The sequence below is a fragment of the Streptomyces sp. NPDC048192 genome (genome assembly GCF_043202415.1).
GTDB lineage: Bacteria > Actinomycetota > Actinomycetes > Streptomycetales > Streptomycetaceae > Streptomyces.
The window spans coordinates 380194-395041 of the sequence record NZ_JBIDAL010000008.1; the positions used below are offsets into that span (position 1 = coordinate 380194).

General features: G+C 73.3%; 17 protein-coding genes. 11 read left to right on the forward strand and 6 right to left on the reverse strand.

The genetic code is table 11. The features are described 5' to 3' along the window. Nucleotides 1–39 precede the first annotated feature (39 nt). The 4 genes from ACGFZN_RS19635 to zapE all read right to left on the reverse strand — a co-directional run bounded on the left by ACGFZN_RS19635 (nucleotide 40) and on the right by zapE (nucleotide 3803). Nucleotides 40–1515 (reverse strand): SulP family inorganic anion transporter, encoded by a 1476-nt coding sequence (locus ACGFZN_RS19635; RefSeq protein WP_393859726.1) that lies wholly within the window; start codon nucleotides 1513–1515, stop codon nucleotides 40–42. Nucleotides 1516–1523: 8 nt separating this feature from the next. Then, nucleotides 1524–2102, reverse strand: coding sequence for a carbonic anhydrase (locus ACGFZN_RS19640; RefSeq protein ID WP_393859727.1), 579 nt, complete (start codon nucleotides 2100–2102; stop codon nucleotides 1524–1526). Nucleotides 2103–2180: 78 nt separating this feature from the next. After that, nucleotides 2181–2516, reverse strand: a complete 336-nt coding sequence (locus ACGFZN_RS19645; RefSeq protein WP_393859728.1) for a hypothetical protein — start codon at nucleotides 2514–2516, stop codon at nucleotides 2181–2183. A gap of 183 nt (nucleotides 2517–2699) precedes the next feature. Next, nucleotides 2700–3803: a cell division protein ZapE gene (zapE, locus tag ACGFZN_RS19650; protein ID WP_393859729.1), complete on the reverse strand. Its 1104-nt coding sequence runs from the start codon at nucleotides 3801–3803 to the stop codon at nucleotides 2700–2702. A gap of 37 nt (nucleotides 3804–3840) precedes the next feature. On the opposite strand from zapE, the gene ACGFZN_RS19655 reads away from it, so the two are divergent. The 11 genes from ACGFZN_RS19655 to ACGFZN_RS19705 all read left to right on the forward strand — a co-directional run bounded on the left by ACGFZN_RS19655 (nucleotide 3841) and on the right by ACGFZN_RS19705 (nucleotide 13831). Then, nucleotides 3841–4722, forward strand: coding sequence for a pyrimidine reductase family protein (locus ACGFZN_RS19655; protein WP_393859730.1), 882 nt, complete (start codon nucleotides 3841–3843; stop codon nucleotides 4720–4722). Nucleotides 4723–4855: 133 nt separating this feature from the next. Then, nucleotides 4856–5332, forward strand: a complete 477-nt coding sequence (locus ACGFZN_RS19660) for an indole-3-glycerol phosphate synthase (RefSeq protein WP_393859815.1) — start codon at nucleotides 4856–4858, stop codon at nucleotides 5330–5332. A gap of 81 nt (nucleotides 5333–5413) precedes the next feature. Then, nucleotides 5414–6802, forward strand: a complete 1389-nt coding sequence (murC, locus tag ACGFZN_RS19665) for a UDP-N-acetylmuramate--L-alanine ligase (RefSeq protein WP_393859731.1) — start codon at nucleotides 5414–5416, stop codon at nucleotides 6800–6802. A gap of 14 nt (nucleotides 6803–6816) precedes the next feature. Further along, nucleotides 6817–7224 carry a peptide-methionine (R)-S-oxide reductase MsrB gene (msrB, locus tag ACGFZN_RS19670; RefSeq protein ID WP_393859732.1) on the forward strand — a complete coding sequence of 136 codons (408 nt, stop codon included), beginning with the start codon at nucleotides 6817–6819 and terminating at the stop codon, nucleotides 7222–7224. A 91-nt stretch (nucleotides 7225–7315) separates the two neighbouring features. Beyond that, the gene (locus ACGFZN_RS19675) at nucleotides 7316–8623 is read left to right on the forward strand and encodes a PP2C family protein-serine/threonine phosphatase (protein ID WP_393859733.1); all 1308 of its coding nucleotides are present in this window, start codon (nucleotides 7316–7318) and stop codon (nucleotides 8621–8623) included. A gap of 148 nt (nucleotides 8624–8771) precedes the next feature. Beyond that, nucleotides 8772–10109: a ferric reductase-like transmembrane domain-containing protein gene (locus tag ACGFZN_RS19680; protein WP_393859734.1), complete on the forward strand. Its 1338-nt coding sequence runs from the start codon at nucleotides 8772–8774 to the stop codon at nucleotides 10107–10109. A gap of 18 nt (nucleotides 10110–10127) precedes the next feature. Beyond that, entirely contained in the window at nucleotides 10128–10544 is a 417-nt protein-coding gene (locus ACGFZN_RS19685) for an FMN-binding protein (RefSeq protein ID WP_393859735.1), read from the forward strand. Between the two features lies 1 nt (nucleotide 10545). Next, entirely contained in the window at nucleotides 10546–11265 is a 720-nt protein-coding gene (locus ACGFZN_RS19690; RefSeq protein ID WP_393859736.1) for an FAD:protein FMN transferase, read from the forward strand. A gap of 126 nt (nucleotides 11266–11391) precedes the next feature. Beyond that, nucleotides 11392–12516, forward strand: coding sequence for an ABC transporter ATP-binding protein (locus ACGFZN_RS19695; RefSeq protein ID WP_393859737.1), 1125 nt, complete (start codon nucleotides 11392–11394; stop codon nucleotides 12514–12516). Continuing rightward, a complete protein-coding gene (locus tag ACGFZN_RS19700; protein ID WP_393859738.1) occupies nucleotides 12513–13166 on the forward strand; it encodes an ABC transporter permease in 654 nt (217 codons plus the stop codon). The genes ACGFZN_RS19695 and ACGFZN_RS19700 overlap by 4 nt, the downstream gene beginning before the upstream one ends. Then, nucleotides 13163–13831 (forward strand): ABC transporter permease, encoded by a 669-nt coding sequence (locus tag ACGFZN_RS19705; protein ID WP_393859739.1) that lies wholly within the window; start codon nucleotides 13163–13165, stop codon nucleotides 13829–13831. Before ACGFZN_RS19700 ends, ACGFZN_RS19705 begins: the two co-directional genes overlap by 4 nt. A 3-nt stretch (nucleotides 13832–13834) precedes the next feature. Here the strand turns inward: ACGFZN_RS19705 and ACGFZN_RS19710 are convergent, their stop codons facing one another. Both ACGFZN_RS19710 and ACGFZN_RS19715 read right to left on the reverse strand, forming a co-directional pair. Next, nucleotides 13835–14434, reverse strand: a complete 600-nt coding sequence (locus ACGFZN_RS19710; protein ID WP_393859740.1) for an ATP/GTP-binding protein — start codon at nucleotides 14432–14434, stop codon at nucleotides 13835–13837. Then, nucleotides 14421–14831 carry a DUF742 domain-containing protein gene (locus ACGFZN_RS19715; protein ID WP_393859741.1) on the reverse strand — a complete coding sequence of 137 codons (411 nt, stop codon included), beginning with the start codon at nucleotides 14829–14831 and terminating at the stop codon, nucleotides 14421–14423. Before ACGFZN_RS19715 ends, ACGFZN_RS19710 begins: the two co-directional genes overlap by 14 nt. Nucleotides 14832–14848 lie beyond the last annotated feature (17 nt).

Sequence of the window (14848 nt, forward strand, 5' to 3'; positions counted from 1 at the left end):
CCTGGTACGACCTCTGGTTACGGCCTGCCCTGGGCGGCCTCACCCCACCGGCGCCGTCGTCTCCGCCGGCTCCGTCCCCGCCGCATGCCGCTCCGCCCAGTTCTCCAGCGCCGTCCGGCAGGCATGGTCCAGATGGTGCAGCCCGGACAGGTCGAGCCGGACCGGACGGTCCTGGGGCAGCGCCTCCAGGCTGTCCAGGATCATCGGCAGCCGCAGAAACGTCGCGTTGCCCGAGAGACAGGCGTCGACCGGCCCGGCCCCCTTGTCGACGACCTCCAGCCTGACGTGCGAGGCCTGCCAGGCCGCCTTGACCACCGCCAGCGCCAGCCCGATCAGCACGCCCTCGAACATGCTGACCGCCACGATCGACACCGCCGTCACGGTCAGGACCACCGCCTCGCCCCGGTGCTCGCGCCACAGCACGGCCAGCGCCCGGACCGGCACCAGCTTGGCGCCCGCGTGGATCAGGACGCCCGCGAGGGCCGGGACCGGGATCCAGGCGAGTACGCCCGGCAGCAGCGCGGCGAACAGCAGCAGCCACACGCCGTGCAGGACCCGGGAGGCCTTCGTACGCGCGCCCGCCTGGACGTTGGCCGCGCTGCGCACGATCACGGCGGTCATCGGCAGCGCGCCGAGCAGCCCGCACACCGTGTTGCCCGCGCCCTGGGCCACCAGCTCCTGGTCGTAGCGGGTACGCGGCCCGGAGTGCAGCCGGTCCACCGCCGCCGCGCTGAACAGCGACTCGGCGGACGCGATCAGCGTGAAGGCGACGACGGTGCCGAGCAGCCCGGCGTCCGCCAGTTGCCCGAACGCGCTCGGCGGCGGGGGCTGGACCGAGCCCAGCAGTCCCCGCACCTCCACCGTGGCCACCGGCAGGCCCAGCGCGGCCACCGCCGCCGTGGCGAGGCCGACCGCGGCCAGCGGGCCGGGCAGCACCCGCGCCTTCGCCGGGACGTGCCGCCACAGCACCAGCACCGCGACCGTGCCCGCGCACACCGCGAGCGAGGCCAGGGCCGTGCCCTCGCCGAGGGCGTCCAGGAACGCCCCGGGCAGCCCGGCGATCTTCGCCAGGCCGGAGTCGGGCGCCTTGGCCGCCAGCGCCGGATACAGCTGCCCGGCGATGAGCACCAGCCCGATTCCGGCCAGCATGCCCTCGACGACGGAGACCGAGATCGCGCGGAAGTACCGGCCCAGCCGGAGCAGGCCCATGCCCACCTGGAGGAGTCCGGTGGCGAGCACGATCACTCCGAGCGCCGGCAGCCCGAACTCCTTCACCGCCTCGAAGACGAGCACGGTCAGGCCGGCCGCGGGCCCCGACACCTGCAGACTGCTGCCGCGCATCAGCCCGGTGACGATGCCGCCCACGATGCCGGTGACCAGGCCGAGTTCGGCCGGGACCCCGGAGGCGACGGCCACGCCCACGCAGAGCGGAAGCGCGACCAGGAAGACGACGAGGGAGGCGGCGAAGTCGTGCCGCAGATGAGGGAACCGAGTTATGAGCTTCTTGCTGGTCATCGGCGCGCTCACAGGGACTCGAAGGTGTCGGTCTGCGGACGGTGCGCCCGTACGGCGCCGGTGTGCACCTCGTAGTACCAGGCGTGCAGCCGCAGTTGACGCTCCGTCAGTGCGCGCTCGACGCAGGGGTACGAGCGCAGCCGCAGGAGCTGGGTCAGGACGTGCGCCTGCACGCCCTCGGCGACCTCGGGGTCCTCGGCCCGGCCGGCCGGGCGCGGGGTGGCGTGCGCGAGCCAGTCGCGCACGGCGGGTACGGCGGTCAGGTCGTCGCCGCGCACCAGGGCGCCGACGGCGCCGCAGTGCGAGTGACCGCAGACGACGATGTCGCCGACCCCGAGCACCTCCACCGCGTACTCGATGGTGGCGGCCTCGCTGGTGGGGTGCCGCGAGGTGTGGGGCGGGACGATGTTGCCCGCGGTGCGCAGCTCGAAGAGCTCGCCGGGGCGGGCGCCCGTGATCAGGGCCGGGACGACCCGGGAATCGGAGCAGGCGATGAACAGCACCTGCGGGGACTGGCCTTCGGCGAGCCCGGCGAACTCCTCAGGGCGCTGTCCGAAGGTGCGGGCGTGGTCGATGAGGGGCTGCATGGTCGGGTTCCTCCTGGCGCGCCTGCGCGGGCGCGTCGGACTCGAACACGGTCGTGGGGGGAGTGAGCGGACCACCTGTCAGCAGCGGAAGACCCGGAGAGCTGCCGGGGCGTGGGCTCTGGAGGATCTGGGGGCGCTGTGCGCCGCGGCGCCGGGCGCGCTCGGTGCTCCGGCACCGGCGGCCCGGCCGGCTATGAGGGGGTGTTCCTCCGCGCGGCGCGAGGCGGAGCCGCGGCCGCGGACCGCCTCCGTCTCCTCGCGCTCCGGCTCCGCGCAGGACGAGGTGGCGCTCGCGGCCGTCGCCTCAGCGGGCGTGTGCGCGGGTGCGAAGGTGTCCGCGGGCGCGGAGCACAGCAGCACGAGCAGGGCGGCGGTCAGGGCGAGCAGGGCACGGGCCGTCGTACCTCGGAACATGCGCCCCCCTTCGCACACCGCACGCTTCTTGCACGGACCAAGGCTTGGTCAATGGATGGTCAAGAAACACATTAACCCTGCAAAGTCCCGTGCAGGGTTAACTGCGCGTTACGTGCGCGAGAGAGCGTGAAAAGTGCTGGTCCGGTGGCGTGATCCGGCCCTTGACCGCGCGTCGGGACGCCGCTAGGAGCCGACGAGGCCCTTCGCGTCGCGGGCCAGCGCGGTGAGCCGGGAGATCGCGCGGAAGTACTTCTTGCGGTAGCCGCCGTTCAGCATCTCCTCGCTGAACAGCCGGTCGAACGGCATCCCCGAGGCCAGCACCGGGACCTCGCGGTCGTACAGCCGGTCCGCGAGCACCACGAGCCGCAGCGCCGTCGACTGGTCCGGCACCGGCCGCACGCCGGTGAGGCAGACGGCCTTCACCCCGTCGGTCAGCGCGCCGTACCGGCTCGGGTGCACCTTGGCCAGATGGTCCAGCAGCTGCGGGAAGTCGTCGAGCGAGGCGCCCTCGGTGGCGTACGCGGCCTTGGTCACCTCTTCGTCGGTGAACGGCTTCGGCGCCTCGGGCAGGCCCCGGTGGCGGTAGTCCTCGCCGTCGATGCGCAGGGTGCGGAAGCGGGCCGCGAGGCCCTGGATCTCGCGCAGGAAGTCGGCGGCGGCGAACCGGCCCTCGCCCAGCTTGCCGGGCAGCGTGTTGGAGGTGGCGGCGAGCGCCACGCCCGCCTCGACCAGCTTGCCGAGCAGGGTCGACACCAGCACGGTGTCGCCCGGGTCGTCCAGCTCGAACTCGTCGATGCACAGCAGGCGGTGCCCGGAGAGGGTCTGCACGGTCTGCTGGAAGCCGAGGGCGCCGACCAGGTTCGTCAGCTCCACGAAGGTGCCGAACGCCTTGAGCGCGGGCTCGGCCGGGGTGGCGTGCCACAGGGAGGCGAGCAGATGGGTCTTGCCGACGCCGTAGCCGCCGTCCAGGTAGACGCCGCGCGGGCCGGCCGGGGCCTTGGGCGCCTTGGCCCGCCCGAATCCGAAGAAGCCGCGCCGGCCGGCGCCGGAGGCGTGCGCCCCGCCGAGCCCGGCCGCGAAGCCCTCGAGGGTTTGCACGGCCTCCCGCTGGCTGGGCTGGTCGGGGTCCGGTATGTACGTCGAGAAGCGGACCGAGTCGAAGCGCGGCGGCGGCACCATCTCGGCGACCAGCCGGTCCGCGGGCACGTGCGGCTCGCGGGCGCACAGGGACAGGGGGCCCGCGTGGGTCAGAGGGCTGGAACCGGAGGCGGTGGTGGAGGACGACACGGTTATCCATGCTAAGCGCCGTGTCACACTGCACGACATGCGACGCCTGTTCCCTGTGACCGACGAAACAGCAGCCCAGGCCTCCGGCGGGGCCATCGAGAGGGAGGGGGCCAGGGGCGTCGGTGTGACCGCCGTGGCCCATGTGCCCGGTGGCGCCGGCGGCCACGCCGAGCACGACGCCCACGTCGACCGTGAGTGGAGCCTCGCCGAACTGGCCGACGCCTACGCCTACCCGGAGCCGGCGCCGGGCCCCGCGCGGCCCTGGCTGCGCGCCAACATGGTCTCCACGCTCGACGGCGCCGCCCAGCACGACGGGCGCTCCCAGCCCATCTCCAGCGCCGCCGACATGCGGATCTTCGGCACGCTGCGGGCCCTCGCGGACGTCATCGTGGTCGGTGCGGAGACGGTACGGCAGGAGGGGTACCGCCCCGCACGCGCGCGTGCCGAGTTCGCCGGGGCCCGCGAGGCCGCCGGACAGGGCCCGGCGCCGGCGATCGCGGTCGTCAGCGCCAGCCTGGACCTGGACTTCTCCCTCCCCCTGTTCACCTCGCCCCTGGTGCCCACGCTGATCCTGACCGGGGCCGGGGCCGCCCCGGCCCGCGTCGCCGCCGCGGAGAAGGCCGGCGCCACGGTGGTGACCGCCGGCGAGGGCCTGGCCGTCGATCCCGTGCGGGCGGTGCGCGCCCTGGCCGGACTCGGCCACACCCGGCTGCTCACCGAGGGCGGCCCGCGGCTGCTCGGCCAGCTGGTCGCCGCCGAGGTGCTGGACGAGCTGTGCCTGACCCTGTCGCCCATGCTCACCGCGGGCGACGCCCAGCGCATCGCCGGGGGACCGGCGGTCGCGGTGCCGCACCGGTTCGAACTCGTGTCGCTGCTGGAGGACTCCGGATTTCTGTTCGGCCGGTACCGGCGGTCCTGAATTCAGCGGAATCTGCCGTTCCGTTTAGCTTCCGGAGGGCAGACTGAGTACCGGCACAACCCGTGCGGTCACGGGGCAGGATGGTTTCCGCAGGGGCCTTTCCCTAGGGCCCACGAAGAAGAAGAGGCGTTTGGTGTTCACAAGCGTGCTGATGATCGAGAAGGCTTTGACGTCCGCCGACGTGGAGTTCGTCACGACCTTGCACGGAGACGAGCCGGTCGCCTTCCACGTGCTCCTCCAGCCGCGCGGGGACCAGGCCGACCGCCTGCTGCGGGCCATCGACGACATCGCGCTCGGCGAACTGGACGAGGCGGTCCGCGAACACGAGACCCCCGAGGGCGAGGAGGCGAAGAGCGTCGGACAGCAGGCCCTGGAGGTGTCCGTGCAGGCGCTGCACGCCTCGGGGCACGACGCCGAGGGCAGGCTGATCGAGGACCACCCGCTGGACGCGCTGAAGTCCCTGGTCGCCGAGGTGAACGCGGACGAGGTGATCGTGCTCACCGACCCGCACTACGTGGAGGAGTTCTTCCACCGCGACTGGGCGTCCCGCGCCCGGCACAAGGTGGGGGTGCCGGTGCTCAAGCTGTTCTCGCACAGCAAGGCGCAGTGACGCCGGCTGTCGGAGACGGATCGCGGATCGGCATAGGCTAGAGCCCGCTCAGCCTCGTACCGGAATCTTGGGGAGAACCACATGGCACCCGGCCTTCCTGCCGCGATGGACCGACCGCACTTCATCGGCATCGGCGGCGCCGGGATGTCGGGCATCGCCAAGATCCTCGCCCAGCGCGGGGCGAAGGTCGCCGGCAGCGACGCCAAGGAGTCGGCGACCGCCCAGGCCCTGCGGGCACTCGGCGTCACCGTGCACGTCGGGCACGCGGCGGAGCACCTCGCCGACGACGCGAGCTGTGTCGTCGTCTCCTCCGCGATCCGCGAGGACAACCCCGAGCTGGCCCGCGCCGCCGCGCTGGGCATCCCCGTGGTGCACCGCTCCGACGCGCTCGCCGCGCTGATGGAGGGGTTGCGCCCGATCGCCGTGGCCGGCACCCACGGCAAGACCACGACCACCTCGATGCTGGCCGTCTCCCTCACCGAGCTGGGCCTGAAGCCGTCGTACGCCATCGGCGGCGACCTGGACGCGCCCGGCTCCAACGCCCTGCACGGTGAGGGCGACGTCTTCGTCGCGGAGGCCGACGAATCGGACCGCAGCTTCCACAAGTACGCCCCCGAGGTCGCCATCGTCCTCAACGTCGAGCTGGACCACCACGCCAACTACGCCTCGATGGACGAGATCTACGAGTCCTTCGAGACCTTCGCCGGGAAGATCGTCCCCGGCGGCACGCTGGTCGTCTCCGCCGACCACGAGGGCGCGCGCGAGCTGACCCGCCGGCTCGCGGGATCCGTGAGGACGGTGACGTACGGCGAGGCCGCGGACGCCGGCGTACGCGTGACCTCGATCGTGCCGCAGGGCCTGAAGAGCCGGGTCACCGTCGTCCTGGACGGCCAGGAGCTGACCTTCACGGTCTCCGTGCCCGGCCGGCACTACGCCCTCAACGCCGTCGCCGCGCTCACCGCCGGGGCCGCCCTCGGCATCCCGGCCGCCGCACTGGCCCCCGCGCTCGCCGCGTACACCGGCGTCAAGCGGCGCCTGCAGCTCAAGGGCGAGGCCGCCGGGGTGCAGGTGATCGACTCCTACGCCCACCACCCCACCGAGATGACCGCCGACCTGGAGGCCATGCGGGCCGCGGCCGGCGACGCGCGCATCCTCGTCGTCTTCCAGCCGCACCTGTTCTCCCGCACCCAGGAGCTGGGCAAGGAGATGGGCCAGGCCCTCGCCCTCGCCGACGCCTCCGTGGTCCTCGACATCTACCCGGCCCGCGAGGACCCGATCCCGGGCGTCACCAGCGAACTGATCATCGAGGCCGCGCGTGCGGCCGGCGCCGACGTCACCGCCGTGCACGACAAGGCGGAGGTCCCCGCCGTGGTCGCGGGAATGGCGAAGCCCGGTGATCTCGTTCTCACCATGGGCGCGGGCGACGTGACCGACCTGGGCCCGCTGATCCTGGACCGCCTGTCGCAGTGAAGGGGCTGACGCTCATGCCGTACGACATCGAGAAGCCGGACGAGCAGTGGCGGGCGGAGCTGACGCCGGCCGAGTACGCCGTGCTGCGCCAGGCCGCCACCGAGCCGGCGTTCACCGGTGAGTACACGGACACCAAGACCAAGGGCGTCTACTCCTGCCGCGCCTGCGGCGCCGAACTGTTCACCTCCGACACGAAGTTCGCCTCGCACTGCGGCTGGCCGTCCTTCTACGACCCGAAGGACACCGACGCCGTCGAACTGGTCGAGGACCGCTCCCACGGCATGGTCCGCACCGAGGTGCGCTGCGCCCGCTGCGGCTCCCACCTGGGGCACGTCTTCGAGGGCGAGGGCTATCCGACCCCGACCGACCAGCGGTACTGCATCAACTCGGTCTCGCTGCGGCTGACGCCCGCCGAGGACTGACTCCTCCGCCTCGCCCGGCACCGGGGCCGCCGGGACGCAGGAGGCCGGTGCCCGGCTCGCTCCGGTTTGAGATTCTGTGGGGGTGTGGGGCGTGGCGCGCTGGATGCAGTCCCGCCGCAGGACCGTGCCCGCCGGCAGCGGCGGGGCGGTGCCCGCGCGGGACGAGGATTCCGGCCGAGGCGTGGGCGCCGTCGAGGCGGCGCAGGGCCGGCCCGCCGCCGGTGCCGCGGCGGCCGGTCCCCGGACGGGCACGCTGCGGGAGGCGCTGGCCGGCGTCGGCACGACCCTCGACGAGGCCACGACCTGCGCCGAGCTGACCCGGGCCGCCGTACGGCTGACCGGCGGGGCGGCCGCCGTGATGCGCCGCAGCGGCGAGACCGTCTCCGGTTACGAGGCGGTCAGCGGCGACACCGGCGCGCTGCCCGACGCCCGCTGGGCCGCCGCGGTGGCCCGCGAGGCGGCCGTACCCGCGCTCGGCGCCCACCCCGAGCCCTGGATCGAGCACACCGCCGGCCGCGACGCCCTGTGCGCGCCCCTGACCAGCGGCGGCGACGCGTACGGCGTCCTGGTGTGGGCCCGCCCCGGACAGCCGCCGCGACACGCGGAGGCCGAGCTGCTCAGCCTGCTCGCCGAGCGCGCCGCCTCCCACATCCGGCACGCCCGCACCTACGCGAGCGTCCACCGCACCGCCGGCGACCTCCAGCGCGCCCTGCTCGCCGAGCCCGGCCGCCCGCACCCGAACCTCGACGTCGCCGTGCGCTACCTGCCGGCCGGCGGAGGCGTCCTGGTGGGCGGCGACTGGTGCGAGACCGTACGGCTGCACTTCGGGCGGACCCTGCTGGTCGTCGGCGACGTCATGGGGCACGGCCTGGAGGCCGCCGTCGACATGAACGCCTACCGCTCCTCCCTGCGTTACATCGCCTCCGCCGACCTGCCCCCGCAGCGGGTGCTGCGGCAGATGGACGAGATCGCCTCCCGGGAGGCGGAACTCAGGCCCGCCACCTGTCTGCTCGCCCAGGTCGACCCGGGCCGGCGCCAGGTCACCCTGGCCAGCGCCGGACACCTGCCGCCGGTGCGCATCACCGCCGACGGCACGGCCTCGACGGTGCCGGTGCCCGTCGGGCCGCCGCTGGGCACCGGGCTCGGCGGCTACGACTCGGCCACCCACGCGCTCGCCGAGGGGGAGACCCTGGTGCTGTTCACCGACGGACTGGTGGAACGCCGGGGCGAGGACATCGACCGGTCCCTGGAGCGACTGGCCGCCGTCCGCTTCCCGGGCGGCCACGGGCTGGACGACGTCCTGGACCTCATCCTCAGCCGGCTGGACGCGCGGCACGCGGAGGACGACGTCGCGGCGATGGCCTGCCGGCCGTACAGCAGGCACACCGTCGCGCCGTAGGGGCACGGTCCGCCCCACCCGGATGGACCCGCCGGAGCTGCCGGCCGGCGCCGGCCCTGCCGATACTCGAGTGCAAGTCGTCCGGCAGGAGAAGGAACGTATCCGCGGGCGAAGCTCGTCACCCAGGACCGATCAAGGAGCTGTGGTCGTGACGACCCTCCAGACCCGTCCCGCGCCCCCCACGACGATCCACCCCCGGGCGGTGGCCCGCACCGGCCTGTACACCCTGCTCGCCGTCAACGCGGCCGCCGCGACCTGGTTCTACGTCCAGGCCGGATTCGCCTCCAACACCCTGATCGTGCTCGGCCGCCTCTGCGGCCTGTACGGCGCCCTGTTCATGGCCTTCCAGCTGCTGCTGGTGGCCCGGCTGCCCTGGCTGGACCGCCGGATCGGCATGGACCGGCTGACCGCCTGGCACCGCTGGACCGGCTTCGGCCTGCTGTGGACCCTGCTCACCCACGCGGTGTTCATCGTCTTCGGCTACGCCCAGGCGTCCTCGATGGACCCGCTGAACCAGCTGGTGAACCTCGCCGAGACCGTCGAGGGCGTGCTGCGCGCCGTCGTCGCGCTCGGCCTGATCGTCGTGGTCGGCGCCGTCTCGGCCCGCTGGGCCCGCCGCCGGCTCGCCTACGAGACCTGGCACTTCCTCCACCTCTACACCTACGTCGCCGTCGTCCTCGCCTTCACCCACCAGGTCGCGGCCGGCACCACCTTCACCTCCTCGCCGCTCGCGCGGGCGTACTGGTACACGCTGTGGGGCGCCGCCCTCGGCGCCGTGCTCGTGGGCCGGGTGGCGCTGCCGCTGTGGCGGAACCTGCGGCACCGGCTGCGCGTCGCGGCGGTCGTGCCCGAGTCGGACGACGTCGTGTCCGTCTACGTCACCGGCCGCGACCTCGACCGGCTGCCCGCCCGCGCCGGCCAGTTCTTCCTCTGGCGCTTCCTCACCCGCGACCGCTGGTGGCAGGCCAACCCCTTCTCCCTGTCGGCCGCCCCCGACGGCCGCACCCTGCGCCTGACCGCCAAGGCGAGCGGCGACGGCAGCGCCTCCCTCCGGCACCTCCGCGTCGGCACCCGCGTCTTCGCCGAGGGCCCCTACGGCGCGTTCACCACCCTGCACCGCACCCGCCCGGAGTCCGTGCTGATCGCCGGCGGCGTCGGCGTCACCCCGATCCGGGCCCTGCTGGAGGACATGCAGGGCCACGCCGTGGTCATCTACCGGGTGTCCACCGACCGCGACGCCGTCCTCTACGACGAGCTGCGCGACCTCGCCCTCACCAACGGCGCCGAACTGCACCTGGTGACCGGACCGGTCCGGCCCGACCGGCTCGCTCCGGGCGAACTGTCCCGGCTCGTGCCCGACATCGCCGACCGCGACGTCTTCCTGTGCGGACCCCCCGGAATGATGACCGCCGTGCTGCGCAGCCTGGCCGAACTGGGCGTACCGAAACGGCAGATCCACTTCGAGCGCTTCAGCCTCGCGGGCTGAGAGAGGGCGGTGCCCACCGTGAAGCGAGCCATTCCCGTCTTCGTCCTGACCGTCGCCGGCCTCATCCCGCTGTGGCGCTACCACCCGCCGGCCGAAACCGCCGACACCGCGCAGCCCGCGGTGCCGCCGCCGCCCGTGCCGTCCTCGGCCCCGGCCTCCACCGCCCCGGCCGCGGCGAAGGTCGTCCAGGGCACCGCGGTGAGCACCAGCAAGGGCGTCTTCCAGGTGGAGGTGACCTTCCAGGGCGAGCGGATCGCCTCCGTGCGGATGCTCCAGGCGCCGCACCATCCGCAGACCCGGTGGGCGGTGCCCGAGCTGATCGCCGAGACCCTCAAGGCGCAGAGCGCCCATATCGACTCGGTGTCCGGGGCCACGATCACCAGCTCCGGATACAAGCAGTCCCTGCAGGCCGCGATCGACGCCAGGAGGGCCTGACGTGCGGCGTGTCGAGCACGTCATGGGCCTGCCGGTCTCGCTGCGGATCGACGACGAGGGCGACTTCGGCGCGGCCGCGGACGAGGCCTTCGCCTGGCTGCGCGACGTCGACGCCCGGTTCAGCCCGTTCCGGCACGACAGCGAGGTGTCCCGGTACGGGCGCGGCGAGCCGGCGGACGGCGAGCCGAGCGCGGACCTGAGGGAGGTCCTCGGCCTGTGCGAGCGGTACCGGGCCGAGACCGGCGGCGCCTTCGACGTCACGCTTCCCGGCCGTCCCTTCGACCCCTGCGCGGTGGTCAAGGGATGGTCGGTGCAGCGGGCGGCCGGGCTGCTGTCCGCCGCCGGGGCACGGCGGTTCTGCCTCAACGCCGGCGGTGACGTGGTCGTCTCCGGCGGGCCGTGGCGCATCGGCATCCGGCACCCGGAACGGGCCGACCGGGTCTGCGCCGTGCTGGCGGTCACCGACGCCGCGGTGGCCACCTCGGGGCAGTACGAGCGCGGTGACCACATCCTCGACGGCCGCACCGGACGCCCCGCGACCGGGCTGCTCAGCCTCACCGTGCTGGCCCCGACCCTGACCGAGGCGGACGCCACCGCCACGGCCGCCTTCGCCCTGAGCGCGGGCGGCCCGGCCTGGGCCGCCGCCCGCCCCGGCTGCGAGGTGTTCGCCGTCGATGCCGCGCGCAGCGTGCTGCGCACACCGGGTCTGCCGGTCCTCTGACCGTCTCCCTCGCCCGAAAGAACGCCGCAACACGCGCGGTCTAGACTCTCCCGGCAACGGCCCGCATGGAACGACCTTGGCCGAAAGCGGGCGGAGAGCTGCCAAACCCGAAGGGCGTTCGGCGTTTTGATACGGATAGACTCAGTCACGAAGCGGTACCCGGACGGCACGGTCGCGGTCGACCGGCTGTCGCTGGAGATACCGGACCGCGCGATCACCGTCCTCGTCGGGCCCTCCGGCTGCGGCAAGACGACGACCCTGCGGATGATCAACCGCATGGTGGAGCCCACCGAGGGCAGCATCCTCCTCGACGGCGCCGACATCAGGCAGCAGCCGGTCAACACCCTGCGCCGGTCGATGGGTTACGTCATCCAGAACGCCGGTCTCTTCCAGCACCGCACCATCCTCGACAACATCGCCACCGTGCCCCGGCTGCTCGGCTGGAGCAAGCAGAAGGCACGCGCGCGAGCGGCCGATCTGATGGAGCGGGTCGGGCTCGACACCTCCCTCGCCAAGCGGTACCCGTACCAGCTCTCCGGCGGCCAGCAGCAGCGCGTCGGCGTGGCCCGGGCGCTCGCCGCCGATCCGCCGGTGCTGCTGATGGACGAGCCGTTCTCCGCCGTCGACCCCGTGGTCCGCAAGGGCCTCCAGGACGAACTGCTCCGCATCCAGGACGAGTTGGGCAAGACCATCGTCTTCGTCACGCACGACATCGACGAGGCGATCAAACTCGGCACGATGGTCGCCGTGCTGCGCACCGGCGGCCGGCTCGCCCAGTTCGCCCCGCCCGCCGAACTGCTCAGCGCGCCCGCCGACGCCTTCGTCGAGGACTTCCTCGGCGCCGACCGCGGCATCCGCCGGCTGTCCTTCTTCCCGTCCGCCGGGCTCGAACTGCAGACGGCGCCGATCGTCGCCGTCGACGCCGACGCCGGCAAGCTCGCCTCCCGCGCCGGCGCCCCCTACCTCCTCGTCACCGACACCGACGGCAGGCCGCTCGGCTGGAGCGAGCCGGACCGGCTCACCGCGGGGAACATCGATCCGGCACAACTCCTCGACCCCGGACGGCCGTTCGTGCCCGGCAAGGACTCGCTGCGCACCGCGCTCGACGGGGCGGTGCTCTCCCCGACCGGCTGGGCCGTCGCCGTGGACGCCGAGGGCCGCGCCGTCGGCGTCGTCTCCCAGCAGGTCATCGGCGAGGCCATCCGCACGGCCCACAGCCGGGCGGCCGACGACGTCAGGGCCGCCCGGTGAACGGCTTCTTCGACCTCCCCAGCGACCTCCAGCACAGCTACCTCGGGCTCATCGGCCTCCATGTGCGCGAGGGACTGCTGCCGGTGCTGGCCGCGCTGCTCGTGGCGCTTCCGGTGGCGCAGCTCTGCGTGCGCTTCCGCTGGTTCTACCCGCCCGTCCTCGGCATCACCACCGTGCTGTACTCCATCCCCTCGCTGGCCTTCTTCGTCGTCCTCATCGACTACTTCGGGCAGAGCGAGACCACGGTGATGATCCCGCTCGCCGTCTACAGCCTGGTGGTGCTGGTGCCGGCGATCGTGGACGGCGTCCGCTCGGTGCCCCCGGAGACCCTGGCCGCCGCACAGGCCATGGGCTTCGGCCCGGTACGCCGGTACCTGCAGATCCAGCTGCCCATCGCCGCCCCCGCGATCATCGCCGGTCTCCGGGTGGCGGTCGTCTCCAGCTTCTCCCTGGTCAGCGTGGGCATGCTCATCGGCAACCAGGGCGCCCTCGGCAACATGCTCAACGACGCCACCACCTACCACCGGCCCGCCCTGGCCGTGAACTCGGTGGTCACGACAGCGCTGCTGGGCGTCCTCGCCGACGCCCTGCTGGTCCTCGTACGCCGCCTGATCACCCCCTGGATGCCGAGGAAGGGTGCCACCCGGTGAACGTCCTCAACTTCGCGCACGCCTTCTTCAGCGACAGCGCCCACTGGCACGGCTACGACGGCATCCCCACCCGGGTCGCCGAGCACGTCAAGTACTCCCTGGAAGCACTGCTGTTCGCCGCCCTGATCGGGCTGCCCGTCGGCCTGGTCACCGGCCACTACGGCCGCGGCGGCAACGCGCTCGCCCTGATCGCCACCGCCGGGCGGGCGCTGCCCAGCTTCGGACTGCTGGTGCTGATGTTCATCTGGATCGGGTTCGGGCTGCTGCCGGTGATGATCCCGCTGGTCGTGCTCGCCGTACCGCCCATCCTGGTCACCACCTACGAGGCGATGCGCTCCGTCGACCCCTCGCCGGTGGACGCCGCCCGCGGCATGGGCATGTCCGAGGCGCGGGTGCTCTTCCAGGTCGAGCTGCCGGTCGCGCTTCCCCTCGTCCTGAGCGGTCTGCGCACCGCGGCCATCCAGATCGTCTCCACGGCCACCATCGCCGCCTACGTCAGCCTCGGCGGGCTCGGCCGGTACATCATCGACGGGCTCTACCAGAAGAACTACGAGAAGGTGGTCGGCGGCGCCACCCTGGTCGCCGGACTCGCCCTCACCACCCTCGTGGTGTTCTGGGCGGCCTCCCGGATCACGGTCTCGCCCGGGGTGCGGCGCGGCGGCTGAGGCTCAGGCCCCGGTGCGGGCCAGCGCCAGTTCGAGGACGACGAGCAGCGCGTCCCGCACCGAGCCCCGCTCCCGGGCGTCGAACACCACGACCGGGACGCCGTCGGAGACGTCCAGCGCCCAGCGGACCTCCTCCAGGGTGTGCTCCACCCTGCCGTGGAAGGCGTTGACCGCGACGGCGAACGGGATGCCCTTGTGCTCGAAGTAGTCCACGGCGGCGTAGCAGTCGTCCAGCCGCCGGGTGTCGACGATGACGAGCCCGCCGACGGCCCCCTCCACGAGGTCGTCCCACATGAACCCGAAGCGCTCCTGCCCGGGCGTGCCGAACAGATACAGCTTCAGCGTCGGGTCGACGGTGACGCAGCCGAAGTCCATCGCCACGGTCGTCGTGGTCTTGTGCGGGGTGTGCGTGAGGTCGTCCACCCCGGCCGCGACCTCGGTGATCGACGCCTCGGTGGTGAGCGGCTCGATCTCCGAGATCGCGCCGACGGCGGTGGTCTTGCCCACGCCGAAGCCGCCCGCGATCACCATCTTCACCGGGAGCGGCGGCCGTACGGCGCCGGCCGCGGGAGCGTCCCGGACGAGCGGTTCAGTCGGTGTCACTCGGTACCCTTCGGGAGTCGGGGATGGCCCGGAGGCCATCGATGAGCCTGCGCAGGACGGACGCGTCGCGGGTGGCCTCGGCGTCGGGCACGTACACCGCCAGCTGCCCCGCCTCGCGGAGGTCTTCGGCCAGCACGCGCACCACGTTCAGGTGCAGGTGCAGCCGGGCCGCTATCTCCGCGAGCGACTGCGGCAGCCGGCAGGCGGCCACGATGTCGTGCCGCTCGAAGGACAGCCGGGCGAGCGCGTCGAGACCGGCGGCGGTGGCGACCACCTGCGTCTCCAGGGGCATGGCCCGGCCTCGGCCCGCGTCCGCGACCCGGCCGGCGGTGACCAGGTACGGCCGTACGGCGGGGGCGGGGCCGGCCGGATCGGGGCCGGGCATGCCGTCCGCCATCTGGGGAACCTGCGCTT

What these genes read in the sequence shown, in the direction of transcription:
- ACGFZN_RS19635 (WP_393859726.1), bottom strand. Translation starts at nt 1,515, where the DNA reads ATGACCAGCAAGAAGCTCATAACTCGGTTCCCTCATCTGCGGCACGAC.
- ACGFZN_RS19640 (WP_393859727.1), bottom strand. Translation starts at nt 2,102, where the DNA reads ATGCAGCCCCTCATCGACCACGCCCGCACCTTCGGACAGCGCCCTGAG.
- ACGFZN_RS19645 (WP_393859728.1), bottom strand. Translation starts at nt 2,516, where the DNA reads ATGTTCCGAGGTACGACGGCCCGTGCCCTGCTCGCCCTGACCGCCGCC.
- ACGFZN_RS19655 (WP_393859730.1), top strand. Translation starts at nt 3,841, where the DNA reads ATGCGACGCCTGTTCCCTGTGACCGACGAAACAGCAGCCCAGGCCTCC.
- murC (WP_393859731.1), top strand. Translation starts at nt 5,414, where the DNA reads ATGGCACCCGGCCTTCCTGCCGCGATGGACCGACCGCACTTCATCGGC.
- msrB (WP_393859732.1), top strand. Translation starts at nt 6,817, where the DNA reads ATGCCGTACGACATCGAGAAGCCGGACGAGCAGTGGCGGGCGGAGCTG.
- ACGFZN_RS19715 (WP_393859741.1), bottom strand. Translation starts at nt 14,831, where the DNA reads ATGGCGGACGGCATGCCCGGCCCCGATCCGGCCGGCCCCGCCCCCGCC.